Origin of the sequence: Tenacibaculum sp. SSH1-16 (genome assembly GCF_040104435.1) — a bacterium.
In the GTDB taxonomy this organism is placed as follows: domain Bacteria; phylum Bacteroidota; class Bacteroidia; order Flavobacteriales; family Flavobacteriaceae; genus Polaribacter; species Polaribacter mesophilus.
The window spans coordinates 34,265-61,157 of the sequence record NZ_JBECOV010000017.1 but is presented as its reverse complement, the minus strand read 5'-3'; the positions used below and the strand labels follow the sequence as shown (position 1 = coordinate 61,157).

Genomic DNA, 26,893 nt, shown 5'->3' with positions numbered 1-26,893 from the left:
AATATAAATACTTTCAAACGCAAAACGCAAAACGCAAGAAAACGCAAAGTTTTATTTCACCCTAAACCTAGCATGAAAACCTTCAATTTAACTAAATATTTAAACGACTTTATAACTGATAACTCAGGAAATAAAACTACACCACCGAGTGTTTTTAATTCTTTTGACACATCTAATCAAATAGAATTATTCAATTTCATAAAAACTCTCACTGATAATTTTAACGAAAACGCACCCGAACTTAATGAGAAAATCAATAATCTGTATGATAAATTTAAAAAGGAGTTAGAAACAGAGTTTTTGCCCAGAGAAAGAAAAAAAACAGAAGAAGATTTTGAAAATAGCATTTTAACAATTGTTAGAGAAAAAAACTATTTTTCCGACGCTATTTCTTTAACAAATATAATTAATAGCTCTGAACCTCTATTAGTTTACCACAACATAACTTATGGATTCAGTAAAGAAGATATATTACCATCAAATATACTAGCACACATTTATAAAGATACTTATGGAAGAATTGAAAGAATGTGTAAAACTACAGAAAAACTAAAAGCTAATATAGTTCTTCATTTAATTGGATCCGTTTATGGTAAAAAAACACTTTCAAGAATTATAAAAGAAAAAAGTCTAAAAGAGAAAAAACTTATTTCTAACAACAAATCAAATATAGCTTGGAAAGGCAGTCAAGTAGAACTCATTGAACTTATCAAAGCCCTTATTGAAAATAAAAGTATCAAAGGAGCAAATCAAATAGAAATATTTGAAAGCTTTTCTTCTTTTTTTAACTTCAAAATAAACAACCCCGATCAAGTTATCACTAAAATAAAAGGTAGAAATACTGGTAATGAAACCCTCTTTTTAGATAAACTTAAAACATCCTTAAACAATTATTTTAGTAAATAATAGGGTTTAGTAGAGGTTTAGTAAACCTCATAAACATTGCCTTAGATTTAGTTTTGCTGAAAAATTAAATCAATGCATAAAATAAACTTAATTCAAGTCACACCTAATCAATTAGAAGAATTAATTGAGAAAAAGCTAACAGAACAATTTGAAGATTTAAAAAAACAACTTCAACCTAAAAAACAAACTAACTTACTTACTAGAGATGAAGCTATAAAGCTTCTACAAATCAATTTATCCACACTATACAAATACACAAAACAAGGAAAACTCCAAGCTTATAAACTAGGCAAACGAGTGTATTATAAACGTGAAGAAATTGAAAACGCAATTATTAACCCTAAAAACGTTAATAATGAATAGTACACATAACAAACAACCAATAGAAAACACTTCAATAAACATCAAATCTATTGTTGACGAGATAAACGAAATAGATCGTTGGAATGAAAACACCAAAACTCTGCTTCCAGAGCAATTACTACAAGAATTAAAAACAACAACAGTAAAAATAAATTTTAGAGAAGAATTAAATCTAAAACATGAAACTGAACGAATAACAAGAGATGATTACGCCGTTACAGTTGTGAATAAATTTTTAGAGCATTCTGAAAAGACAGGATATAACTTTGTTTTCCACAGAGAATCCATATACATCTATAATGGTTATTACTGGCAAACCATAAATCAACACCACCTAAGAAGAACTCTAAAAAATGTCGCACTAAAATCAGGCGTTAATGATAGAGTCGCTCAAGTCTCTACTTTCATTAACAAACTAGAAAGTCAGTTTTTTGACAGTGTACATATCCAACAAAAAAATCAAAATGACTTATTAAAAATCATAAATTTCAAAAACGGAACTTTTGTAGTTGATGAACGCAAACAATATTTAAGAAATTTTAAAAAAGAAGATTTTTTAACTTATCAACTACCATATTCTTACGATGAAGACGCAATAGAAATGCCTCTATTTGAAAAATTTTTAAATGAAGTACTCCCTAACAAAGAAAGTCAAAAACTTCTTGCAGAGTTTTTAGGTTTTACACTTATAAACAATAAAATCTTAAAATTAGAGAAAATACTAATTTTATATGGTAGTGGCGCAAACGGAAAAGGGGTAGTCTATGAAATTGTAAACGCTTTATTTGGTTCAGAAAATGTAAGCGGAAAATCATTAGAAGACTTAACAAATGGAGATGGACGCAGTACATCTGTTTTAGAAAACTGCTTACTTAACTTCCATACAGAACTTGGTAAGAAAATAGATCCATCAATTTTAAAAACATTAGCATCTGGTGAGAAAGTAAAGGTGAAAAAACTATATAAAGATGAATACACGATTGAAAACTATGCACGTCTAATGTTTAGCGGAAATGTTTTACCTTCTAATATAGAAAATACTCCTGGTTTTTTTAGACGATTTATTTTACTCCCTTTTAACGCTCAAATACCTGAACACAAAAAAGACACAGATTTAGCTAAAAAAATTATAGATTCAGAACTACCTGCTATATTTAATTGGGTATTAAAAGGAACTAGAAGACTCTTGGGAAATAAAAAATTTACTAAAAGTCAAGAGGTTGAAGACTTAATACTACAATACAAAAACCAAGCTGATAGCACCTCTGTTTTTATTGAAGAAAATGATTATACACCTTCAGATATTAATAAAATAAAAAGAACTGAACTTTATAACAGCTACAAAGTATTTTGTGCGGAAAATGGCTTTAAAAACCCTTTAAGTTCAAGAAAATTTTACACTAAATTAGAAGACAATAACTTTAGACAAATAAAAACAAATGGAGAAAGATATTTTTTCATTCAGAGAAAACACTCCGCCAGTAGTATCTTATAGTTTCTATCCTCCTTCACTTAAGGGCTAAATTTAGGGCAATCATACACCTTAAAACAAAAACACAACTAACTAAAATACAACAGCTTACTGTAAAAAGGGCTTAATAAATATTCTTTTTAAAAAAAATTATGATTTACAAATTAGAACCATATAACGGGCATAAGACACGTTACAAATGCCCTAATTGCAAAAAACACAAAACTTTCACTAGATATATCAATACAGAAACTAATGAATATTTAAGTGAAAATGTTGGTATATGTAATAGAAGAATAAAATGCAACTACCATTACACCCCAAAAAACTATTTTGATAATAATAAAAATTTATCGACACCTGTAAAAAACATTAAAAAAGTACAGCTAGTTAAAAAAACTTCAAAAAAAGATAATTCTATTAGCTACATAGATGAAAGTTTAGTTATAGAATCATTAAACAAACAAAAAAATAACTTCATTTTCTTTTTAGAAAAACTATTAGGCAAAAAAGAAACAACCTATTTAAAAAATCTATATAAAATTGGAACTTCTGATCATTGGCAAAATAGCACTGTATTTTGGCAAATTGATGAAAAACTAAAAGTTAGAAGTGGTAAAATAATGTTATATAATAAGAATTCTGGTAAAAGAGTTAAAACACCTTACAATTATATTAACTGGATACACAAAACTGAAAAATTAAAAAACTATAATTTAAAGCAATGTCTTTTTGGATTGCATCTTATTAATCAAAACAAAAACTTACCTATCGGAATTGTTGAAAGTGAAAAGACCGCTATAATTGCAAGTGTATATATAGATCAATTTATTTGGTTAGCTTGTGGAAGTGTAAACAACTTAAATTACGAAAACACAAAGGCTCTAAAAGGAAGAAATGTAGTCTTATTTCCTGACTTAAATTGTTTTGACTTATGGAGTAAAAAAATAAAGCACCTATTTCCTTTAGCTAATTATAGAGTATCTGATGTCTTAGAAAAAAACTCAAGTATTGAAGAAAAAAAGAGTGGCTATGATTTAGCTGACTATCTAATACACTTCCAACGGATAAATAAAGAATTAATAAAAAGAAAAAAGGAAAATGAAGCATACATTGATTCAAATTAATCTTACCCTTTTTCTTACCCTCAAAAACAAAAAAGCCTTGAAAATCAAAAGATTAACAAGGCTTATTGTGATCGCGACAGGATTCGAACCTGTGACCGTCTGCTTAGAAGGAATTTCACATATAATACATAAAAAACTACAAAACAGTTATTTATAACAAAAATAAAGTTCACCAGTCCTAAAAAAGTCCTATTATTCAGATATTATCCAACCACTTCTGTTACAATATCAATTTTATAGAATCTTTCATTTAAGACATTTTTAGTAATATCTTTAATCCATAATTTTCTTTTATATCCATACATCGTATCTCTCATTCCAATATGTCTAAACCTGTTTTTATTAACTATAAAACTCCATCTATATTCAGTACTGTTAATTCTCATTTTATACCATTCCTCAAAAGTTAATAACAACTCAGGAAAAGCAAGTCCAGGAGGATTTTGCGCTAAGTTATCATTATTATATAATCCATCATAGTAAATTAATGAAAGTATGCTGTTATCATCTTTTTTAATTGCAGCAGTTCTTATTCCATTAAAACTCTCAATTGGTAAACAATACCCATTTATTTTTATTTCATTTGTTTCTTCCTTAGGAGAACCATTAATCTTGATCCCTTCTTCATCTATATAACAAGAATCCAAGTTATCTTTCTCGTCATCCATATCAGTAAATGAAATATGATAACTGCGTTTTTTAGTAAAAGTTTTTGTTGGTTCATCTACAACAAAACTTGAAATATCTGTGAGTTTATTTATTGAAGATGGTTTTAACCTGTTCATTATTATCTTCCCATCAACTGGTTCTAAATCATAATTCTTCCAGTTTTTAACAATAGTTACCAACTCACCAAAAGTTAAATCCGGAACAGCCAGTTTTAGATTAACCTCATTAAGGTTTATGATATTAAATATTGAATTTCCACTTTCATCAAAATATTTTCTCAACCCTAAACTAGAGATTAAAACTGTTTCTGATTTTTGGGTTTCAATTTCTATCTTAACTTTTCCATTCTCTTTATTGTTTTCAAAAGCTAAATTTATATCTAAATATTCTTTCTTATAAATGATCTTTTCATAAACTTTAACATCATTACAAAACACTTTTATTTTAGCAGGAATTAAACGAATTTGACTCCCAATTGAATATAATAAATCAACGAAATCATAACCTGGTTTTAAACTAACATTACCTTGAAATAAATACTTCCCTTTTTTCTCAACGTCAAATTCTTTCTTATATCTTAGAACCTCTTTTTTTACTACTCCAGTAAATTCCTCCCCTTGGATATTAATTTCTATAGGTGAATCTTTGGATTGACTATAGTAATCTTTGCTAGAAAAAACTACCCTTTGTTTTAAATCTTCATCTTCTAAAATTTCTCCTTGAAGTTGAAAACCTGCATCTTGGAAACCTGTTTTTAGTAGGTATAACAAGTATGGCATTGGTTGGATGATGTTTCTATTTACATGATAAGTACCAGGGCCATCTTGTGATAATTCGTTATTATTCACAAAATGTTCCTCTCTACGGTCATTTATAAACTTATTAAAATACTCCCAGCCTGTTTCATCTTCATTATGTTTATCATAAATAACTCTTGGAAAGTTATAATTAACTTCAGGATATTTTTTTTTACAGATACTTTCCGCATGAGTGTATATATTTGACACGTTAAACTTTTCTAAAGGCAACTCTGATAGTTTTTTTTCAAAGTTTGGTAATTCATCAAATCCAGAATCAATCTGAGCCCGAACAGTTTCACCGTTAACTTCTAATATTTCTAAAACAGCAGCATTGATTTTCCCTTCAAAAACATGATACCCTTTATGTTTAGATTTTAAATTAACAGCTTCTAAAGCAGTATAATTTCCCATTTGAACCTTTAAATCACGATCCATTTTAAAATCAAAAGGGAAAGAGTATTTAGTAAAAAAAGAGTCTTTAAATCGCGGACTTTGATCTACGTATGTGACTTTAATATTTCTTAAGTCTAAAGTAAAGGCTGCTGAAACAAAACTATCTCTCATTATTTACTTTTTTAAATTCTACTATTTGGCTATTTAATGTTCTTTGTGAAAAATACGGAAGCGGTTTTTTTGTAATAGGAATTAGTTTAACCCATTCTCCTTTTAAAAATGCAAAACAGATTGTTGACTCCATTAATTCAGTCAACAGTTCAACCTCTTCCTCAAACATCCACCCTGTATTTAGTTTAATTGTATTTTTTTGTTCTACTGAAGATTTAAACTCTCTACCGTTTCTTATGTTTTCAGAAATAATATGATTTAATTCTGGGTGTTGCTGCCATTCTCCAGTAAAAGAAAACCAATCAGGACACATGTTTTGATTTTGAAAAATAACATCAATTACAGTTTGGGTTTCTGGGATTGGATTTAAGCTCAAATTTTCTTTTTCAATAATATTTATTTCACCATAAGTCTTGTCTGCTACAAATCTTTTAAAACAAATATTAACTACAGATTTATCATTTGATAGGTTAGAGTTGTCAATTAAATTCCCAGCTATTTCGCCTAAGCGTTTTACTTCAAAAATACTTTTTATAGCATTGATGGAAATTAATGAGTTACTGTATGTTTTTCTCACAGTACCATTGGTTAGATAAGGAAAAGCTTTGGGTTTTTTTCCTGGTAAAAAGTATAAATTGTTTATTACGCTAGAAACACTCACATCTCCACTTGTGTTATATTCTTCAAGCGTTATTGATGCTTTGCAAGCTGTAAAAAGTTCTTTAGATGTGGGGATTGTTGCTGTTGTGTTGTTTATATTTAATAACTCTAAAGATTCAATTTCGTTAAAAAAATCTTGTATCTCCTCTCCAGGATAAATACTAACTCTATCATTAAAAAAAGCATACTCATAAACTTGATTAATAATTTCTTTAGGTTTACCGTATCCTGAAAATTCCATTGAAAGGATCATTCTGAGAAAGAACTCACCATTAGATTGTTTTTGATAATCAATTAGATGATTATCCAAGCAAAAATTAACATCATTAAAATTTGTTGTAATAGTTTCTTTAACTTCTATAACAATAGTACAAACTCTAGTAATGTTTGAGGATTGTATTTTTATGTAACCATAATTTTTTCCAATTTTTAATTGAGAAGCCTTTAATGTTTCAAAACTTAGGGAATTATTGTTTAAACTTGTAGTAATCCAATCAGATGAAGTAATAGTTAATGCTGCATTATCATAGTTAGTTATTTCCATAACTTCTTTGAACTTTAAATCCTCATGTAATTTTAACAAACCATTAAACCAGTTTTTTGAAATTTTAAAATTATCTGATTTATCTATTATTTCTAAGATTATACTTACCTGCTCAGTAGTTTTTGATTCTTCATACAGCCAATTACTTCCTACTTTTACCCAATCAAACTGTGACCATTCTATTTTACCCCAAAAAACATGTGATCCTTTAGAAAAGTTGAAATTTTGATTCATAGAAATTGCAAAAGCATCATCAAATCCTACTTGTGGAGTACTCTTTTTTAAAATTATTTTATCTTCATAATAAGCGGGTATAGTTAATTTAACACTAGTTTGATGAGGATTTACGACCACAGATCTATCAATCGAAATAAGAGTATCTCCTAAAAGTTTTTTAGAATCTAAATCATACTCTAAATAATACAATCCTTTATTAGGTAATAAGTATTTATCGTTAGTTGACTCTAATTTAATTATTCTTAATTCTTGAGTTCTACTTTCTAACTCTCTTTCAACTCCATTACTATCTGTTCCATATATAATGTGTTTAAATCTCCATTTGTTGGTACCGTAATTTAAATCGGAAAAATTGTTGTACTTTATTTTAAATAAGTGAACACCTTGGTTTGATAGAGTTAAATTATTAAAATCTTGATCTTTTGATTCAACTGTAAAAACTCCAAGAAAATCATTAGGAACATCTATAGCATACCTAAAAGAAATTATATCGGAATATTCTGGTAAGTTTTCTATTTCTGGATATACAACTGATATTGCTCTTGAAGTAGGTATTGATGAACCTAATTTTAGAACTTCATAAATTAAGTCTGGGCTTAAACCCCATTCTCTAATTTCTTTTTCTTTATAGTAAAATTCTTCACTTCCTGCTATAGGATAAACCTTCTCTATTATGAATCTCATTATTGTTTGTTTTTATCTTGAATAGTGTTAAACTTCTTTATTGCTTCATGCATTAATTTTCCGTTTTTTTCATCAGAAAGTAAAAAGGCTTCTATCCCATTATCTTCAATGTTTTCTAAAACATCATTTAACCTATTTACTGCATAAAGGAGCATTATATTTGTGTCGTTTGAGTAACTATTTGTATCAGGTGATTGACTATTTAATGTTTCAATATCGGTTGCCGAACCACCTTCAGCAAATGATTCATTTTTGTTAGTTCGTTTAGCTTCTAACCATTTTGCTACATTAGCTACTTTTGGTTGCGCTAGTAACCACTCTGGAATTACATATTCATTAGCATGCACAGCGCCCGCAACTTCGTGACCTGTTTCATCTTTAAAACCTAATCCTTTTGTAAAACCTCCGCTAGCATAACTAGCTTTAGGTGGTAATGGCTGTGATGCTATTAAACCAATTTGAACAGCTCCTAGAGCGCCTACTATACCTGCTAAAATAGGTCCCAAAACCCCGCCAGCTTTTAATGCGGTGGCTACTGCTACAGCAGTACTACCCATAGCTTCAAAAAGGTTGGCAACTTTGTTTGCTTTTGCTTGTTTATATTCTAATTCAGCTTTTTTATTAGCAGCTTCAATTTCTAATTTTTCAACTTCCTTCTGGTATTTTTCTTGAGTAAATAACCCAGAGTCAAGTTTTTTTTCTAATGCTTTTTTTCTTCTTTCTTGGTACTTAGTAAAATCTCGAAGCTCCTTTTCGTTATTAGCTCTTTGGTGTTCTGCAAACATGCGACCGGCATTAGCTAATGCTTGCATGGCCATACCAACAGCTTGCAGTTTTCCTTCGGTAGTATCTAAATTATCAAAAGTATCAAGCCATTGTGCAGCAGAAAAACCTAAAATATCTGTTTGTTCAAGGGCTTGTTGTTGTTCTTGTTCTTGCGCTAACTCATCATCATCAGATTTTCCTTGTAAAACTCCTCTTATTTTAGTGAGCTTTTCTTCTAAAAACTGGAGGTTCTTTTTTAGTTGCTCAGCAGCAGGACCTGTGGCTCCTTCTAGTTCTTTTTCTAGTAAAGCGGATTGAACTTCTAAAAACTTTATCTGTTGGTCTAAAGCTTTTTTATTTGCTTCTTCTCTAAGTTTATTTTTAGCTTCAGTTATATTTCTTACAGTACTAAGGTCTTTAATACCATAATCATTTTTTAATTTTTGAACAGCTTCTTCATAGATTGATATAGTGTTGATTCTATCAACTTCTAACTCTTTTTCTTTATTGATTTTGGCTAGTTGTGATTTCAAATCTTTAACAAACCACTTTTCTCGAAGAGCTGCTATTTTATATTGTTTTGTGCTCTCGAGTTGTATTAGAATAGCATCGTTTTCTTTCTTAATTTCAATACGTTTGTTGTTAAGCTGATGTAAAGCTTTTATAGTGGTGTTGTATTGTGCTCTTTTTTTTGGGTCTTTTGTGTTTGCTTTTCTTTTTTGGAATGATGAAATAGTACTATTTGTGTTTTCTATTTCTTTTTGAATATCTAAATTTCCTTGTTTTATTTTTTCAATTTGCCTTTTAAAATCTAGTTCTATTAATTCTACTTCTTTGTTTAAGCTATCCTTTTTTATTTGTAGTTTTTCTTTTTGTAGTTCGTGTTCCAGCTCTAAAAGTCTTCTGTTTGCTTTCTTTTGCTCTTCTAGTGTTTTTTCTAATGTATTGTCCTTTTTTTCTTTCGTGATTTTACCTCCAGTGCTATTTCCATTTCCTTTCCCTTTTTCTTCATCTTCTTTTCTTTGTTTTAAAATTTTATCTAATATACCTGAGGTTCCTTTAGTAATTTTCACCAACTCATTTTGGTACGCTTTATATTCTGCTATTTTTTCGGTTAGTATTTCCTTCTTGTTTCCGATGAGTTCCCATCCTACATTTGCTAAATCTTTTTCTAACCTTTTGATGTTTTTTTCAGTGGCTATAATTTCTATCTCTGCCTCTTTTTTAGCATCGCTACCAAAAAGTTTCATATTGTCAGCTATTGTTTCAGCAGCTTTATAGCTTCCTTTATCACTTGCTCTTTTTAAGAGTTTGTCTTGTGATGTAATAATTCTATCAAAAGTGGTTAAAATGCCAGTTAAAACTTCGGTACCAAAAGCTTTCCAGCTTTCTAAAAACACAGGAAAGTCGCTTTGTGTGGCATCAAATAAGTTTGACACCGCTTTTTCGTACTCAACATTGGCTTCAGTTACTCTAAGTGTTGCTTTTTCTAAATCAGTTAACTGTTTGTTACCTTCATCAAAAGAAGCATTTAATTGTTTAATTATCTCGTTAAATCCACCAACGTCTTCACCTGCCCCCTTCCAGATATCCGCAATTAGTTGTTGTTGTTGCTGATGATTAAGCCCTACTCTATTAGACTCTTTAATAATATTGTCTATTGCTTGTTTTGTAGTAATTTCTCCTGAAGCTAATCCTTTTTTTAGAGATTGTGTAAACTTATCTCCAAAGGCATTTTTTAATGCATCTTCTTGAGTTTTTGTTAACTCCTTTAAAGCTAGATCTGATTCTTTGATAGCATCTAATAACTTGTCGTTATATACTCCCCCTTTTACTTCCTGAGTAGCAACATCAATAAAATCTTGTGCAGAATAACCAGCATTTTTAAAATGTATAGGGTATTCTTTAACCTTATCTAGAAAATCTCCATTAATATCAGCTCCCCTAATAAAACCTTGGTTTAATAACTCTAAAGCTTCTTGTTGTGAAATATTCATTTGTTTAGACAAAGAATTTGCTCCTTTTAAAATTTCTTCAAATGATTTATCATTTTGCTTTGAAATTGCTGTAACCGTGTCTCTGTGTTCTGTTAAAGCTTGTCCAGTTAATTGAGTAAGTTGCTTTGTTAGTTTTGTAGTTTTAATTAAGGCTTTATTGTAGTCTAACCACTTCTTTGTTCCAATAGCTATTCCTGCAAAAATTGAAACGAATATCCCTATAGGTGTTAACGCAACTGCTTTTAGTGTAATTAAAAGGCCTTTTAAGTTAGATGTTAATGCTAAAAGACCTGCTTTTGCTTGCATAATATTTCCAGAGCTTAATCCACCCAAAAACATAGCTAAGTGTTCACCTCCTTCTTCTAAAGAAATATTGGTACTCTTTATACTGTCATCAACTTCTTTAAAATGTTTTTTAACATTATCGAGCTCTTTTGATTTTTTAATAAACTCCTCACTCTCATGAGGTAGTTTCTTTAACTCTTTTTCAAGTTTCTTGGTTTCTTTGTATAAGGCAGACCATGTATTTTGTATCTCTTTACCATTAATTTTAAGTACTGCAGTAGTAGTAACTGTTTTTCCCATAAATAAAAAATCTATGCTCAAAAGTGTGCATAGATTCTATTTTGCGAAAGGACATTGAAAAAGGTTAATCTCCTATTATTCCTGTTATGTTAATTAAAACTTCTTCACTTCTGTGTTTAGCAATATTGGTAGTAACAAACTCAATTACATTACTATCTTCCACCGCCTTGTTTATAAATGGTTTTGGTTTCATATTCATTATATGATGTTTGAAACGGTAAGTTGTTTCCTTTGGTTTATGTCGCGTTCTTTTTCCTGCTTCTCGTATAGTGTCTACTCCATAGTGTTGTATAAAACCATGACGTGCCATTTTAATGGATAAACTGCGCATGTAATATTTAGCGGTACCAGCACGAACTAATCCGTATTTTTTTAACCTAGCCTTAGCAGTGGCTTCTTTTAAAGAGGGCGTATTGGTGTTGTTAACATGATTGGCAAAACTTGCTGTTTTACTTCTTAGCGAAGTTTCAAGCATTTGTTCTGCTTTTTTAGCTATTTCTCTTTCATTCTTGAACATGGTTATTTCTTATATAAAATCCACATGAATAATTGATGGCTTACCTCATTGGTTTCATTTCCTTCTTCATCTTTTTTATAAAATATTTGAAGGTCTTTTGAAAAACCTAACTCAATTAGTATGTCGTAAACATCATGCTCATTAAATATACCTGAAGGCACAATACCTTTAAGTGTTTTAAAAACTTCTAAGGTGGTTAGATGAATGGGTAATTTCCCGCTAAATTCTGGTTCGAAATATTGTAATAATAAATCCTTAGCTTCTTCTATGTATTGCTCCATAATTTATTTTTTAATCACAAACACTATTAATGTCTTTCCAGTCTTCAGCAATTAAACTTAATGACTGTTTGTTTCTTAAGCTTAATAAAACTTCTACACCAAATGAGGTGTTTGAAAGTTCAACCGGTAAAATTTGGACACTATCTTTGATAAAGGAGTTAAAAAGAATGTGATTTTTAAGGTTGTTATCGTATTTAATTCTTGATATAACTTTTAATGCAAATTGTTCTGCATCATCAACGCTTTTATATTGTAACTCAAAGTCTTCAGAATCCACATTGTCAAACATAATAGCGAATCCGATTTTCCTAACTGCTACCGTGTTTTGTTCTGGCCCCTCTAAGCCTAATTTATACTTGTATAGTGCTAAGTAAGGATTATCAACGCCATCAGAACTGCCAATTACATTTTGCAGCTCCCTATTGAAATAACCAGAAAAGTCTTTTAAAAAATTACTGTTTTCAACTAATTGTTTGAAGTAGTGCTTTATTTCAAGATATCCATTATTCATATTTAAGATTTTTTTAGTGCCTTTTCTTGTTCTTCATGACGAATTATTGATTCTTCTAATACATTAAAAAAATCATAGACATTGGTTTTATTGCATTCACTTAATACTCCTAACGGTTGTCGTTCGTCCATTGCCATGGTGGTTATAATCTTACTAAATGGTGTGTAAGACTTCTTTTTAAAAACTGGTTTTAATTGCTCTTCTTCATCTTCTTTTGGTTTAGGAAATACAATAGGGTATTTACTTGTTATTAGTGTTCTTACTGACAAATAAACTAATGCTATTTGATAAATTGTTTTTAATGGAAGCTTGTCGGTTATTTTAGCTACTTCTGGGAGTTTTAAAGAGTCGTATCCGGTTTTTAAACTATATAAAGAAGCTGCTAATTGATATAGGTACACTTCTTCATTTGTTTGTTTCCATTTAAAAAAAATTGCATCTGTTACTGAAAACTGTTTTATTGATATGTTATTTAGTCTTGGACCTGGAGCAATTAACTTCTTAACTTTTGGAAATATATTTAATGATGGGGTTGTTAATAGGAATTTATGATGCTGCATAAGTACATCAGGTGCTACTTGACTAAACACACTATATGCTTTTATTTTAGAAAGGAAAGTATCGTTTTTTTGAATGGTTACTTTAAGGATTTGTAGAATATTTTTTTCAAAATTATATTCTGTACTATTGAGATATAAATATGCAATTTCTCTTTGTTGCCAATTGTTTAGTTCTTGCCAGTCCTGAGGAGTAGTAATATTCATCAATTATTTGTCTTTGTCAATAATAATAACTTTGTTTTTTCCGCATTTAGATTCTGGAGTAAACGTAATATCTCGAGGTCCTAAACGTAAACCTAAGAGCCACTTTACTTTCTTACGCCTTCCTTCGTGTTTTATTAAAACGGTTTCATTGTTGAATTCTCTTTTATTAATAATAACGTTTAAACTATCATTACGATAAACAAGCTTGCCTCTTATATCTAAACACGTTGTTGAATCTCTCCATGGAATAGTATAAGGGGTACTATCTCTAATGTACTTTATTATCGGAGTAACATTTATTGTCTTTTTTAAACTATCTATATAACTTATTTTCTGATAGTAAAGTCCTTGTATTCGTTTGGTTTTTACTTTAGATTTTTTTACCAGGCTATTAAGCTCTTTATTTTGCTGTAACAGCTCCTTAATTTCTTTATCTTTTTTTACCTTAAAGATTGCTATCTCTAAACTATCAAGTTTTAAAGCTGTTTGATAATTGTTTACCGTTCGTTGGTTTTCTTTTTTAAGCTCCTTGTTTTGTTGGTATAAATAGGTACCAAAACCAAATAATGCAATGATGATTAAGTACTTTAAATCTTTAAAGTTTAATAATTTTAATAACCACATAATTAAAAAGGGTTTAAACATTTGCAAGGAACTATTATTGGTTCTGGATCTGTTAATAAACCAAATTTCCAAACACTTACATGACAATGAGGTTTCATTTTATTTGAACCATGATAAGTAGCTACATCCTGAAGCGTACCAATAACATCACCCTCACTTACAACATCCCCTGTTTTTACAGTTGGCAAAACATACATTTGTTTTACTTTATAAGTATCATTTTTAATTTCAACTAATTTCATTTTAGTTGAACCTTGGTAGACATTACCTACTCTTACACGTCCACTTTCACAGGCGTATACATTTTGCCCTGGCACACCAACAAAGTCAACTCCTTCATGTTTACGGCTACCTCTTGAAGCTCCAAACCAACCATTGCCGGTTGAGTCTTTTCCTCTTAATATTATAGGTTTTAATGGCGCTTTCATTTTTTTATTGATTTTTTAAACTATTAAGTAATTTCTCTAGCAAGTTTTTTATAATAGAAGAAATAGATTTAAACACGTATGTTACTGCATCATATTCAACTAAGTTTTTTCGTGAGTAAGCAGAACCCGCATTAGCGATTGCTGAGTAACCTTCTGCCATAGCTAATGCAACTAATAATGTATTAACTACTTTTAAAGCGTTTTGCTTATCAAAAAGCCCCCACATCAACCCACAAATAACAGGGATGACAAACATTATAATTTTTGATAAAATTCCTTTTTTCCCTTCTCTTGAGCTTGGGTTTTTTAAATTAGGTACTCTTTTAGCTTTTAATAAACCTGTTATGATGTCTAAAAACATGAATATTATAAGTGTATAAAAAGCATAGGCATCTATTCCTATGCTATTTAACCAAGTGTAAAAGCAAAAAAACACGTAGCTTATAGCTTTAAAAATTCCAGAAGTAGAATAATCTATATGAGTTGTTTTCATGAGGGTTAAATGTTTTTTTTTCCTATATAAAAGGGGGTGCTAAAATTTTTTAGAAACTGGTACTCTAACCAGTTCTTTAATTTACTATTTGGCGCTAATGACTTATTCCATTTATTAAATTCATTATTAGAAAAAACAAAAGCCTTGTAAATATTTCCATGGTGTTTTATTTCTTCTAATTTATTAGTCCATAAAAAATCATGTATTAACGAGGAAATTAATCTTTCATCAAATGGTGGTAAAAAGCTCCATAGCCATTTTGGCTTACTGCTTAAATCAGTTTTATAGCCTTTTGGTATTATAATTTCTCTACCATCTGACAGCTCAACATTAATGGCTGTAGTGGTGATGAAATCACGACTACTCGATGTTATATAAGCTAGTGGTATATATTTAGGTTGTTGCAAGTAATTGATCTTCATTGTAAACTATCCATTCTTTTGTTCCATATCTACCAAGCTCTGTTTGATTTATAGTATCAAATAGCATAGCTTGTACTTGAAGCGCATTAAATTTATCCACAAAGTTCTCAGAAGTTAATATTGGCTGGTTGATTAAAGAGAATAATGACGCTACTCGTTCATTAGTAAATTCTGAGTCAACCTGAGGGTATTCTTCTTTTACCACTATTTTAGAGTCAACAATATCAAAAAGCTCCTCTTTATAAATAGCAACAAAACCATTGTGCGTTTGATTGAACTTTAAAATTTCTCTTGAAACATAATACATTTGTCCATCGTTACCTTGACGAACTTTTGTAGTGGTGCATATTTTTTTCATTGTTAAATTTTTTCATTTATTAAAGTTTTTAATTCTAAAAAAGAGTTAAAAACTACGTTATTGTTTTCAGAATTATTTAAATCTGTAAATTCTATTGTGGTTTCCAATTTTATAGCAAAGTCTACATTTTCAATTAACATATCACCAAGGCTTCCTGAGTAGTTTAAAGATCTTACGTAGTACGATTTGCTAATTGATTCAATTTCAACTCCACCTTCATTATACTTTTTCTCTAAAAATGATATCTTACTATAGTGTACATTGTTAACCGATGAAGAACTATCTGTATAAAAGTCAACATTGTGAATTTTAAAATGTTCTTTTGAATCATTAATTCTACTTTGATTTTCGGTAACTTCTGTAAGTAATAAAATTTCACTACTGTTATCAAACTTAGCGTTTTTACCTACAAGGTATATTTTCTTCACTAGCTTAACTGGGTAAACACCTGAGAAACCAAAATCATTTCTTGATAAATAAATTAATTGTAAAACATGAAATTGTTTAGAAGAAAACACAAGTCCTAGACTTACTTGATTAGTTTTTGTTGTGTTTATATTAACATTGCCTGTGCTTATACTTGAGACTGGTGATTTTTTATAAGACAGAGTTCTGAAATTTTCCGTGATGAGTTTTACTTCTTTTTCTGAGTTGTTAAATTCAAAATTTTTGTCAAATTGTAATGTTTTAGTTTCAAAAGCTACAGCGCTATTATGATTTAAAACACTTAAGGGATAACCCTTTATATAATCGGGCTTAGTATTGTCTTCTTGATTGAAATCTGACTGTACTTGTTCGGGAATAACAATAGGAACAGCTATTCCTTTTTCGTTAAAATACTTATTTTCGTCACCTGTTGGATTAAGTGTTATTTTACTAGCTAGAGCATCAATTAATCCGGCAATATTTGATATGGATAAATTTTGAAGATCTGTCTTGTTTTGTTTAATATAAGAAACAATTTCTTGTAATTCGTCTAAAGATGTGTCATCTGATGTTAGAATTTGATTTACAGCGTCTATTAACTCTTTTAAAACAACACCTTGTTTTGCAGATAATGTTTTACTACTGTCGTTAGTTGTTAAATTATCGGCAATACTATTTGGTTGTAAAGAAGTAATTATTAAATCACGTAAAGCCTGCGGCAAAATAACTGGCACCAACGGGTTAAAAACTAATCGTTGTAAAGCTTCTTGAGCTGCTGTGGGGTCATCATAAACAATTCCATCAATTTCAACCTCATTTACTAGAGCATCAAGAATGGTAAAGTTTGCCTTCTCATGAGACTCAATAATTAACCTGTTACCGTTAGTTACTGCTTTAAAGTTTCTTAACGCTAAAACTCCACCAATATCAAAAGCATACTCTTTAAGCTCTCCATCAACTGTTTTAATTTTATAACCCATGTAAAAATTTTTAAGCTAAATTAAAGATGCGGTCAGAATACAGAAAGGACGTGAATTTATAGGTATAAACCTGATTTCTTGGCTATAGTAGGCCTGTGCGATATAGTTGAATTAAATTGATAACAAGGGAATTTTTCAGGATTGTCTTTTAACTCTTTATGAAGTAACACCAATAAATCGTTTGCTTTTTTTAAGTATTTTTTACTAAGTAGTTCTAGGTTTTTAAAGTCTAGGACTTGTGATTTTTGCCATGGTAATTCCTCCCATTGAATTACTATCCCCGTATTAGTGAATAGCAAAGTTGGTTCTGTTATTGCATCAGCAATAGTAAAATAGGCTACAATGCTTTTTAAAAGTTCATTAGTTCCTTCATCAACTTTGATTTCTTCAATCGTACAGCCTGTTAATTGATTACTTAAATAGATTTTCCACGAATTCCTCATCAAAGGGATTAACCTTTTAAAAACGTCCCATGAGCTTCCAATTTCATAAATATTAGAAAATTCTTGAGGAGTAGATATTATTAACTCTTTTGAGTTTAAAAAAGTTAATTGACTTTTTAAAGTAGTATTTAAAAGTAAGTTAATTGCTTTTGATAATGCTTTGTCGGCTATCTTCACAGCTGCTATACCAAAATCTCTTACATCCCACCAATCCGCTTTGGTTAATTTATTGTCATCGAAGTTTTGCCCACCTGTGTTTGATATATGAATTTTAATAAATGGAATAGAAAATGCTACCATATAGTTTGCTGCAGCTCTTTCTATACTCGTGAATATTTCTGGATGTGTGGTTTCTATTTCTTCAAAAATATCTTGTGGTATAAATTCATAAATTTTATTTAGAGCTTCAACCTTGTAAGGCATTAACAACTTTATATCTAAATTTTTTGAAACATTAATATGTTTTTTTACACCTTCTATAGTAGTAAATAATGGCATTTTTTTTGGCTATTTTTTTTTTGTCCTTTTTAATATGTTTGTTCGTTACTTCCGTTGGGGTTTTTGTCTAGTGTTGTTAGGTTGATGTTAGGGAATTTACCTATCAAATTTTCGTTCCATCCATTCCAATCTCTAATTCTTGTAAAAATTTCTAGAGTTCTAGCTCTTCTTATTGGCATTCTTGAGCATAGAATAGTATAGGCTTCTCTTTTATCGGATCCAGAACCGCTAAGATTTTTTCCGCCAGGAATTCCAGCACCCAACAAACAAGGGTCAACACCCATAGAAAAAAGAATTTGAGAATTACCACTGGCTGCATCAGGTAAAAAGTTTCCGTCTTTAATTTTGTCATCTATAGGAACCACTTCAATTCCTTTTATAAGGTTTCCATTACCATCACGAAAATATGGTGAAACCAAAGAACGTCCACTCGCTTTATTACCGCTTAAATGTTCATCGATTTTCCCTACTAATTCAACGCGTTTTTCTTCTCGTGTTTTTTCGTCAAACTCTTGCCAAATATTTTGCCCGTATTTATGAGAAAAAAAATCGTCTGCTACATAAACCAAATGTTTTAAATTAATTTGATTCTCAAACATATATTTCTTAAACTCCGGAACAGATAATACAACATCTACCCAACCGTTTCTAAATGAGCTATGCCACTTTACAACAGGGTAATTTTTTTCATTTGTAAGTGGAGCAATTACTGGTATTATAAATTTTTCGATATTCTTTTTTTTACAATACTCCCTTGCTTCTTCCACGCTAACTTCTGGACTAAAAAATTGAACTTTTTCAGTTAAATCTTCATCATAATTCTCCCAATCAGAATTGATGTAAACATAATTTATTAACCCTGTTTTTTGATCAGGAATAGAAAGTCGACAGTATGCTGATTGATGCCTTTTAACTGATATAACTTTAGATTTATCTGGGGATAATAAATATTCAGGATAACAAATATTAAAAGTCTCATAATCAGCAACTATTTCACTTATGAAAATTTGCCATCTTACTTGTTTAAAGAAACTGTGAATATCAGGAAAAGAACGTATTAATCTTTCTCTTAAATCAACTCCTTTTTCAGTTTCTATTTCCTCATATAATTTAAAACCGGTGCCGTAATGCGCAGATATTAAAACTTCAAGCCCTCCTACAGCTGCGTCAGTTTTTACAAGTTTTTTATAGAAATTTTGTGGAGACAAATTATCTTCTCCCCATGCAGAAAATTCTCCGGTATCATTGCTTCCTTTTTTTTTCTTTACTGATGTATGTCGGGAGCTCTTTTTGTCAAAAAAAGAAACTGTGTTTCCTACAGCATAAATATTTGAACTGATTCTTTCCATTAGTACACTACATTAAAACCGTTATATTTAATAATTGACAGAATGTTTATTTTTTGAGGTCTATCTAAATCAGGGATTTTTAAATTTCTTGTTTTGTTTTCCCAATGATTAGGGTTCTTCAATTCCTTACCTTCCTTAAGGCTGGTTAGGCTCCTTTTTTTTCCTTGCTGCATTAATGTTGCGTTAAAGTAAGTGGTATATTTCCCTCCAGTTTTATTTTTTTTATCAAAGCTCCTGACTGATATTGTAAAAGGAATTGGGTTTTTATTTTCATCCAATTTCTTCATGTCTATGAGAACATCCTTTAAACTTATGTTTTCTACCATGGTTCAAAGGTGCTAATACGGGGGTGGTAAATAAAGGACACACTTTTTTTATCCTTTAAACAGGTTGTTTTATCATACTTAAAAAACTAAGACGATTATTTACAGATAGTTACATGGAAAAATATACTTAAAGTTCTCATTGAATTACTCAAAATACCACAGCCGCCTTACTAAAAATTAAAATTTGAGTTTTTGAAAAGAGCGAAATATGAAATTATACCTGTTGATTTTGTGTTTTTTGAGCTATAGGTTAGTAACTATGTATGATGAGTGATAGTTGTAGTCCATCAAGTAAGAGAACTTCCACCATAATAAATAATCAAAGCAGTCAGATAAGTGAGTAGCATGCTCTTGAAGTATAACTGTTGATCTCTCGCTGCTTTTATCTTTTTCAAAAGCATCTCCTTTATGATTAAGCCCTGCGTTCTCCATTGATATAATTAAGTTAGGACAGTTGTCCTGGTTTATTCTTATGTGTGGTAATCCATGTGATGCTTCAGAAAGTATCTCGTTAATAAGCCTAAACTTCAACATGTGCGCAGGGTTATTAGAATTTGGAGTCTTATTCATTACTTTCCATCCGGCAGCTCTTAGTTGATTCTCTACATCTTGAGCTAAAGTTGTTTTACTGTTAGCTTCTGCTTTGTATCCAGAACGATCGTGATATAAGTTTACTTCCTTGCAATTGTGGTCCTGGTAATAGTCTATAAACTTCTTAACTAAATCAGATAGTTTGTGTGGATTTTTAACAAAGAATTCGTTAAGTATGTTGACTTGGTTTAAAGACTTTAGATACTGAGATACAATACCAGTATTAATCCTACCCCCAAAATCTAAGGCAAAATCTATAGGCTGATTCTTCAATAAATCAGTATCGTACTTACAACTCGCAATATACTTTTCGGTTACCCCTCCAAGTAGATTTATATCGTACTTGTGTTTATAGTAATGTTTATGGTCCTTAAGTTGTGCATAAAACCCTTCAGCAACTCCTTTAGGTCTAATGTTCTTTATTTCTGCATTAAATATCAGTTCAGAGACAGCTTGCTCTCGCATTTCTTGAATCCAACCTTTTTTAAGGTTTTCGATGTTAACGTGTGCAGGTGCTTTCAAAAACACATATTCATTAGGTTTTTTCTTAGCTAACTGTTCTCTTTGTGTAAACCAATCGCCTTTTTTTGTTAGTGCTACCGATGAAGTAAAAATAGTTGCATTTACCAATGAACATTTTTCAAATTCTACTTTCTTTGCTCTATTGGTAGTAAGTACATTGTTAAAAAGACGCTCGTAACTTAATAATGCAGCTTCATCGCCTATTACTATGTATGAGTTTAATCCACGTCCCGAATCAGGATTATCCAACGAAACCATTACCCATACAAAACCATTTCTAAAATGAATAACATTACTCCAGCTATTGGGAGCTTGAAAAGGAAGCTCAAACCCCATACTTTGCCCACTTTTACCAACTACATAATCTATACCTTCATATAGGCCGAACATTTCCAAACCTTCTTTTGTAGATGGTAATGTTCTTGATTTAATTTGAACAAAAGTTTCACCAACCAATACACCGGTAGCTCTAGGCATCTGCCTAACACCTTCTTTCATGTACCACCCTAATAAGGTAGACTTTCCAGAACCCCTACCCGCTTCTATATTAATATGCTTTGCTTTATGAGTCCTGTTTGCCTCAATAGCAGCAATCTGTAAAGGATTTAGAATTAGTTTTTTTTGTGGTAAATATTTACTCATTTACGTCTTCATATTCAGCATCTTCTGCCATTGAATTAAAATCTACTACTCCTTCTGCTAAAACCTTTTTAAGTATTTTATTTCCTTTTCTCGACATGTGTATGTTATATACATTTGCTTGTATTTTATTTGGATCTATAACTTCTCCATTATCCTCAAAATCAAATAAAGCTTGGTATTTTTCCAAGGCTCTAAGAGCTATCTCATCTTTGCCTTTTTTTAAGTTTCTTTGGTATATATCCCAATACCCCTGAGCAATTACAAGTTTTTCGGCGGTTTTATCAGTTTTGTCCAACTCGCCAAACAACTCCATGGCCATATTATAATCCCTGTAAGCTGTTGCTTGGCTAACACCATACTCGTCAAGAAGTTTTTTTAAAACTTGACCTTTGTTGTACTTGTTATTAAGACGCATAGCAAAAGCATGTCGAAGTCTTTTCTTTTTTTCTGCAACTTCTTTAGACAACTCAATTGTATCATCTAAAAATGAAGCTTTAATAAGCTGAAAAGTATTATCTTTTGAAAATTTTGTCAGTTCCATACTGCTAAAATACCTGCAGCAGAGAACGTACTAAAGGACAATAAAAAAGCCTTGTTAATTAGTTTAACAAGGCTTTTTTTGTGTTGTTTAAGTAATTGTTGTTGTGTATTTTTTATGAAGCATTATATCAGTATAACCTGTATTATGTGTTGTATTGTTATAATGGTAAATAACTTTAGCATTATTAAATGGGTTTTTACCTCCAGTGTTAGTCTCTATCCATTCACACAACTCCACAACACTTGATTTATTTGATGTAAAATAAAAATAATTAGTATTCATTAATACTTTTAAAACATCTAAATAATCAGACAACTTCCAGTAATTATTATACGTTGAGCAATCGGTTGATAAGTATGGTGGATCAACCAAAAACACTACGTTGGATTCGTTTTTGTATTTTTCAAATAATTCTTTATAATCATACTTAACAAAAGTAACTCCACTCAAGTAATTACTAGCATCATAATTAGTCTTTCGAACCCTATTGTAAAATCGTTGTTTTCTAAAATCTTCTAGATTTTGAACGTAATTCATGCTGAAAAGCAAGTTAGCTGATAGTGAAATATAATCAACATAACCATTTCGGTCTGATTCCGTAACAATATCTAATATTTTAAACTTTATATTATCTGGTATAGCTTTTTTATTTGGAATATCTTCCACCAAACCTCTAATCTTAGATAACAACTTGTTAGTTTCAGGTATCGCATTTAATCGCTTTTTAAAATTGTCATAATCGTTGTAAATTACTTTTGCTTTAGAGTTTTGTTGTTTAACTGTGTGGCTCAGTAAACCGCTACCTCCAAACAAATCAATATAAATTGCGTCTTCAGGATATTTTTTTAATTCTTCTTTAAAGTTTTTAATAAAATTTCTTTTTTGTCCTTGAAAAGGTAATGGTGAGCTTTTATGTTGTTTACTCATTATGTATTTAAATTAAATTTTGGTTTGTTTCCTTTTATTAGTTCTCTAGTATTATCAATGTTATTTTCATAAATATGAACATTACCCAACATTATGGTAATACTTTTAAGTGGTAGGTTTATTTGCCTGCTAATTAAATACAAGTGATAGATGTCTGCTGGCAACCCTAAAGAGGCATCGCTACTTCTTTGATAAGCTGTTAAAACCAATTTTCCTCTGTCAATTTGAAATTGAATTAGGCTCAAACAAGGTTGTTGATTAGTTTCAGTATTATTTGCTCCAAGGAATAAAACATAGTTTTTTGAGTTACGTTTTTCTTTGTTAATCCTATTTATTAAAGGTGGAAGTTGTTCGAAATAAGTAGGATATGAGTTAACCAAAATAGGACCACAATAATCCCACCAAGAAACACCTATTTCTTTGTATTTTTCTGTGTTTCTTTCTCCTTTCATGAACAAATCAAGTTCATTTTTCAGTTTATTTCTTGCAACTGCATGACCTTCAAGAATTTCAAGTAAATCAACTGGTTTTAACTCTAACTTTTCATTAATAAGATATTTTATTAATCCTTTTTTGTTGTACTGTTTCTTACCTTTTTTTAGTATTTTTTCTAAAGTTTTATGGTACTTATTCATTATTAAATTTTTAATTTTGCTGTTCTCACCACTCATAGCAAAAGCCACACAAGCGAGACTGTTAAGACTTACGTCCTCCAGTAGCTTGTGTGGCTCTTGTTTAAAAAGTGGTGAGATATTTTTTAAAGCTGGGGGATTTTTATCAACCCCTTGTTTCTTTTTCTTCTAATAACTTATTGATGTTATCAACTTGAATTTGGAATTCCTCCAACTGTTCTAATTTGCTAGATAACTTGTCCGTTAATTTTAATTTATTCTTATCGGTTGCTTTACTTAAAGAAATTTTGATTTTTTCAATAGTCTTTTTCCTGTTAGATATATTGCTGCGTAGGTTGTTGCGTTTTTTTAATAACTCAACTTCTGTTAGGGTAGAAAAATCATTTTTAACATCTTTTGGCAATAAACGTTTGTAAGTTTTGTAATGAAGTAATTCCTTGTTAGCAGCGTCAACAATATTTATGCTTTTATAAATTTCAAGTTGTAATCTAAAAGCTTCCTCTTCGTCTTTAATTGCTACATTGTTTAGTTGAATTTTTAATGAACAGGCTTTAATCCACTCATTTCTTCGCTCTAAATAAACAGGATGAAGTTCTACCGGATACTCAGAAATCAAACCAATATCATTTAACGATGACTCGGGTTTAATAACAATCTTTTTCAAATTGTTTTCGATAGTGGTTCTTTCAACCAGAGTTTCTTTAACTTCAGTAGTTTTTGGCAATCTTTGTTTTAGTTTTCTCAATTCAGCACGAATCTTTGCTTCATTCTGTAAAGAATATAGCTTAGGTAGCTTATCAATAAAACGTTGGTTGCCACCTAACGCCAAATAATCACTAATTAGTTTTTTGTATTGCTGCTTTACATTCATAACATAAAAAAAGCCCCTATTATAGTTTGGGGAAGAATAGAGGCTTTAAAGACACGATAAATAAAAATCACTATAAAATGGCAAGGTTACTTTTTAGGTAATAATGACTTTAAAAGTTTAACATCAGTTTTATTTTTTTGAGCTATTTTTAGCTCAATAAGTTCTTTTAGTTTGCTAACCGGTATTTTGTTTTTTTTAAACAATTCAACAGCTTCAGGTTTCAATCCTATGTGAGGGAATCCGGTTAAATACAATTCTAAAGAATCAGCTGGTAATTTGCTTAAATCAACAATTTTATTACCTGGTAAGTAGGTTTTACTTCCAGGTAATAAGTTCTTAAAATATATGTTCAAATCCATAACTACACTATGGTGTTGGTGTATCTTTTAATTCAGTTATGGCTCCTGGGTAGTAATACAGTTTGCTATTAGCAGCAGCTTTAAAAGCAACTCCTGAATTATCCTCATACTTTTTACCGGTAGTTCCGTCACCACCTTCAACAAAAGCAGGATTTAATTTAGTACCAAAAACCCACTTATTGCCATTAGCATCAATAATTACTAATACCATTGGCACGTTTTTATAGGCGTCTACAAAACCTAATACTTTTGGATTGAAACCAGGAATGTAAAATTCCAATTCACTTTTAGCTTTTTTGTTTCCTCTATTACCAACTAAAGTAGATTTTAATTCACTCTCATCCACCATTACATCAATTCCCTTAAACCCTTTATCTGTAGCAACTACTAGGTTAGCTTCAGGAATAGTCATTCTTGAATTGTAAGAAGATAAATCAGAAGGTAAATCCAACTTATCTAAATGTGGAGCAGGTATGTATAGTAATCGTGTTGCTGTTCCTCCGGCAACTTCAACATTAGGACAGTTATCTATATTCTCATGTGCAACGTTGTCAAAACATCCCATAGTTTATAATTTTTTAATTAAACTTGAATTTCCTCCTAATAACTCAACTAAAGCATCTTCATCTTCAGCAAGCTGTTTTTGGGTGTAAACCTTTCCTCCAAATCTAATTTTAACTGGAGCGCCATCTGAGAATTTATACTTCTCATTTCTAAAATTAAAATCTAAACCTATCTGTGGTTTTGGAGTTTTTTTTGTGGTTCCTTTCGCTAAAGCTTCCTCTTTGGTTGCTACTTCTTGCTCACGTTTCGCTAAAGCTTCCTCTTTGGTTGATACTTCTTGCTCACGTTTCGCTAAAGCCTCCTCTTTAGTTACTACTTCTTGCTCACGTTTCGCTAAAGCCTCCTCGTTAGCTTTTAATGTTTCTTCTTTTGAAACTTCTGAAGTATTGTTTACTTCAGAAGTTTTAGTTTTATTTTTTGACATAATTAGTTAAGTATTATACTCCAATTAAACCTTGTTCTTCTGGGAAATACAGTTTGTTTAACTCTGTAATTCCTAAACCTTTGTTTTTGGTACCATCTGGTGTATGTGCAAATGTTAATTCATTAATTGCGAAATCATACCCTAAAGTAAACTCACCTAAAACATTTAAGATTCGCTTATCTACTTGAACATCTGTAATTGTAGCAGGATTATCTATAACATCAACCATTTTAACAAATCCGTTATCAATAGTTGAAATAATTGTTCCATTAGTTAAGCCAGGGATACCAACTATTTCACGCTTACCTAAACGAGTTTTTAGTTTGTTGTCTTGGAATTTGTTTTGTCCAAATCTTTCTTCATAATTAATCTGATAAGCTTCTTTGTCGTTTTCAGAAACGAATACTTTTTTAACCCTTGATTTTGCATGTTCAGGAAGGTTTCTTTCATAAGAAGTCATTACATCCACAATATTAGTTTCAGTAACTGCATCACCAGGTATTAAGTAATACGGATTATCGGTGTTTAACAATCCTTTTCTAATGATTTCATTTAAACCATCCATTGAGAAACCAAACTCAGGAGTATCTAATCCAATTTTAGCTGGATCATACACACCATGCACAGATAAAATATTTACATCAGAAATAATTTTTTTGAGTAACAATTCAATTCCATGTTTTGAAATCGTTTTATCTTTAAGTGCTTTATTTTCATCATACATTGATTCAATAACAGTTCCAATAATTTCAGCAGGATCTAGTGTAAAATCTACTTTTTGATGATAATTTTTCATCACTTTATTTCTGAACTGAACTTCTCCAAATGGCGTCCATTTCTTTGAGCTAAATCCTTGAACTACATGACCTATTAAAGAATGTAAAGTAGGGTACTCACCTCTTACTTTTGTAATGGTTCTTGAGTGTTGATTTAATAAAATACCCTGAGACAAAATTGCAGCTTGTAAAAGCTTTGGGTTCTTAGCTAAATACCCTAAAATTTCTTTTTTAATTTCTTCTACCTTCATT

General features: G+C 30.4%; 29 protein-coding genes. 4 read left to right on the top strand and 25 right to left on the bottom strand.

The window, feature by feature from the left end:
* Nucleotides 1-72 precede the first annotated feature (72 nt).
* From ABMY20_RS15475 to ABMY20_RS15460, 4 genes are all read left to right on the top strand, one after another.
* A complete protein-coding gene (locus ABMY20_RS15475; protein WP_349265757.1) occupies nt 73-906 on the top strand; it encodes an RteC domain-containing protein in 834 nt (277 codons plus the stop codon).
* Between the two features lie 72 nt (nt 907-978).
* On the top strand, nt 979-1,269 hold the full coding sequence (locus ABMY20_RS15470) for a helix-turn-helix domain-containing protein (protein WP_349265756.1): 291 nt from the start codon (nt 979-981) through the stop codon (nt 1,267-1,269).
* Nucleotides 1,262-2,764, top strand: a complete 1,503-nt coding sequence (locus ABMY20_RS15465; protein WP_349265755.1) for a phage/plasmid primase, P4 family — start codon at nt 1,262-1,264, stop codon at nt 2,762-2,764. The genes ABMY20_RS15470 and ABMY20_RS15465 overlap by 8 nt, the downstream gene beginning before the upstream one ends.
* Before the next feature lie 128 nt (nt 2,765-2,892).
* On the top strand, nt 2,893-3,867 hold the full coding sequence (locus ABMY20_RS15460) for a DUF6371 domain-containing protein (protein ID WP_349265754.1): 975 nt from the start codon (nt 2,893-2,895) through the stop codon (nt 3,865-3,867).
* Nucleotides 3,868-4,070: 203 nt separating this feature from the next.
* Here ABMY20_RS15460 and ABMY20_RS15455 read toward each other — a convergent pair whose 3' ends face one another.
* The 25 genes from ABMY20_RS15455 to ABMY20_RS15335 all read right to left on the bottom strand — a co-directional run bounded on the left by ABMY20_RS15455 (nt 4,071) and on the right by ABMY20_RS15335 (nt 26,892).
* Entirely contained in the window at nt 4,071-5,900 is a 1,830-nt protein-coding gene (locus ABMY20_RS15455; RefSeq protein ID WP_349265753.1) for a hypothetical protein, read from the bottom strand.
* The gene (locus ABMY20_RS15450) at nt 5,890-8,025 is read right to left on the bottom strand and encodes a hypothetical protein (RefSeq protein ID WP_349265752.1); all 2,136 of its coding nucleotides are present in this window, start codon (nt 8,023-8,025) and stop codon (nt 5,890-5,892) included. The genes ABMY20_RS15455 and ABMY20_RS15450 overlap by 11 nt, the downstream gene beginning before the upstream one ends.
* On the bottom strand, nt 8,025-11,372 hold the full coding sequence (locus ABMY20_RS15445) for a hypothetical protein (RefSeq protein WP_349265751.1): 3,348 nt from the start codon (nt 11,370-11,372) through the stop codon (nt 8,025-8,027). The genes ABMY20_RS15450 and ABMY20_RS15445 overlap by 1 nt, the downstream gene beginning before the upstream one ends.
* Before the next feature lie 64 nt (nt 11,373-11,436).
* Complete coding sequence (locus ABMY20_RS15440) at nt 11,437-11,889, bottom strand: hypothetical protein (RefSeq protein WP_349265750.1); 453 nt, start codon at nt 11,887-11,889, stop codon at nt 11,437-11,439.
* 2 nt (nt 11,890-11,891) lie between these two features.
* Nucleotides 11,892-12,170: a hypothetical protein gene (locus ABMY20_RS15435; RefSeq protein WP_349265749.1), complete on the bottom strand. Its 279-nt coding sequence runs from the start codon at nt 12,168-12,170 to the stop codon at nt 11,892-11,894.
* A 10-nt stretch (nt 12,171-12,180) separates the two neighbouring features.
* Entirely contained in the window at nt 12,181-12,681 is a 501-nt protein-coding gene (locus ABMY20_RS15430) for a hypothetical protein (RefSeq protein ID WP_349265748.1), read from the bottom strand.
* A 2-nt stretch (nt 12,682-12,683) separates the two neighbouring features.
* Nucleotides 12,684-13,445 carry a hypothetical protein gene (locus tag ABMY20_RS15425; RefSeq protein WP_349265747.1) on the bottom strand — a complete coding sequence of 254 codons (762 nt, stop codon included), beginning with the start codon at nt 13,443-13,445 and terminating at the stop codon, nt 12,684-12,686.
* Between the two features lie 3 nt (nt 13,446-13,448).
* Nucleotides 13,449-14,069 carry a hypothetical protein gene (locus ABMY20_RS15420; protein ID WP_349265746.1) on the bottom strand — a complete coding sequence of 207 codons (621 nt, stop codon included), beginning with the start codon at nt 14,067-14,069 and terminating at the stop codon, nt 13,449-13,451.
* A 2-nt stretch (nt 14,070-14,071) separates the two neighbouring features.
* Nucleotides 14,072-14,497 carry a M23 family metallopeptidase gene (locus ABMY20_RS15415; protein WP_349265745.1) on the bottom strand — a complete coding sequence of 142 codons (426 nt, stop codon included), beginning with the start codon at nt 14,495-14,497 and terminating at the stop codon, nt 14,072-14,074.
* A 4-nt stretch (nt 14,498-14,501) separates the two neighbouring features.
* The gene (locus ABMY20_RS15410; protein ID WP_349265744.1) at nt 14,502-14,990 is read right to left on the bottom strand and encodes a phage holin family protein; all 489 of its coding nucleotides are present in this window, start codon (nt 14,988-14,990) and stop codon (nt 14,502-14,504) included.
* Between the two features lie 5 nt (nt 14,991-14,995).
* On the bottom strand, nt 14,996-15,412 hold the full coding sequence (locus tag ABMY20_RS15405) for a DUF1353 domain-containing protein (RefSeq protein WP_349265743.1): 417 nt from the start codon (nt 15,410-15,412) through the stop codon (nt 14,996-14,998).
* A complete protein-coding gene (locus ABMY20_RS15400; RefSeq protein ID WP_349265742.1) occupies nt 15,384-15,770 on the bottom strand; it encodes a hypothetical protein in 387 nt (128 codons plus the stop codon). The genes ABMY20_RS15405 and ABMY20_RS15400 overlap by 29 nt, the downstream gene beginning before the upstream one ends.
* Nucleotides 15,771-15,772: 2 nt before the next feature.
* Entirely contained in the window at nt 15,773-17,176 is a 1,404-nt protein-coding gene (locus ABMY20_RS15395) for a hypothetical protein (RefSeq protein ID WP_349265741.1), read from the bottom strand.
* Between the two features lie 56 nt (nt 17,177-17,232).
* Nucleotides 17,233-18,117, bottom strand: a complete 885-nt coding sequence (locus ABMY20_RS15390; protein ID WP_349265740.1) for a DUF6712 family protein — start codon at nt 18,115-18,117, stop codon at nt 17,233-17,235.
* A gap of 29 nt (nt 18,118-18,146) precedes the next feature.
* Nucleotides 18,147-19,466 (bottom strand): hypothetical protein, encoded by a 1,320-nt coding sequence (locus ABMY20_RS15385; RefSeq protein WP_349265739.1) that lies wholly within the window; start codon nt 19,464-19,466, stop codon nt 18,147-18,149.
* Nucleotides 19,466-19,792, bottom strand: coding sequence for a hypothetical protein (locus tag ABMY20_RS15380; protein ID WP_349265738.1), 327 nt, complete (start codon nt 19,790-19,792; stop codon nt 19,466-19,468). The genes ABMY20_RS15385 and ABMY20_RS15380 overlap by 1 nt, the downstream gene beginning before the upstream one ends.
* A gap of 243 nt (nt 19,793-20,035) precedes the next feature.
* A complete protein-coding gene (locus ABMY20_RS15375; RefSeq protein ID WP_349265737.1) occupies nt 20,036-21,547 on the bottom strand; it encodes a hypothetical protein in 1,512 nt (503 codons plus the stop codon).
* Nucleotides 21,540-22,088 (bottom strand): hypothetical protein, encoded by a 549-nt coding sequence (locus ABMY20_RS15370; protein ID WP_349265736.1) that lies wholly within the window; start codon nt 22,086-22,088, stop codon nt 21,540-21,542. The genes ABMY20_RS15375 and ABMY20_RS15370 overlap by 8 nt, the downstream gene beginning before the upstream one ends.
* A gap of 87 nt (nt 22,089-22,175) precedes the next feature.
* Nucleotides 22,176-23,015: a DNA adenine methylase gene (locus tag ABMY20_RS15365; protein ID WP_349265735.1), complete on the bottom strand. Its 840-nt coding sequence runs from the start codon at nt 23,013-23,015 to the stop codon at nt 22,176-22,178.
* Nucleotides 23,015-23,650 (bottom strand): thymidylate synthase, encoded by a 636-nt coding sequence (locus ABMY20_RS15360; protein ID WP_349265734.1) that lies wholly within the window; start codon nt 23,648-23,650, stop codon nt 23,015-23,017. Before ABMY20_RS15360 ends, ABMY20_RS15365 begins: the two co-directional genes overlap by 1 nt.
* Before the next feature lie 142 nt (nt 23,651-23,792).
* A complete protein-coding gene (locus tag ABMY20_RS15355) occupies nt 23,793-24,518 on the bottom strand; it encodes a hypothetical protein (protein WP_349265733.1) in 726 nt (241 codons plus the stop codon).
* Nucleotides 24,519-24,604: 86 nt separating this feature from the next.
* Nucleotides 24,605-24,877, bottom strand: coding sequence for a hypothetical protein (locus ABMY20_RS15350; RefSeq protein ID WP_349265732.1), 273 nt, complete (start codon nt 24,875-24,877; stop codon nt 24,605-24,607).
* A gap of 7 nt (nt 24,878-24,884) precedes the next feature.
* A complete protein-coding gene (locus ABMY20_RS15345; RefSeq protein WP_349265731.1) occupies nt 24,885-25,442 on the bottom strand; it encodes a hypothetical protein in 558 nt (185 codons plus the stop codon).
* Nucleotides 25,443-25,445: 3 nt separating this feature from the next.
* On the bottom strand, nt 25,446-25,865 hold the full coding sequence (locus ABMY20_RS15340) for a hypothetical protein (RefSeq protein ID WP_349265730.1): 420 nt from the start codon (nt 25,863-25,865) through the stop codon (nt 25,446-25,448).
* Between the two features lie 13 nt (nt 25,866-25,878).
* Nucleotides 25,879-26,892 (bottom strand): hypothetical protein, encoded by a 1,014-nt coding sequence (locus tag ABMY20_RS15335; protein ID WP_349265729.1) that lies wholly within the window; start codon nt 26,890-26,892, stop codon nt 25,879-25,881.
* Between the last annotated feature and the right edge of the window lies 1 nt (nt 26,893).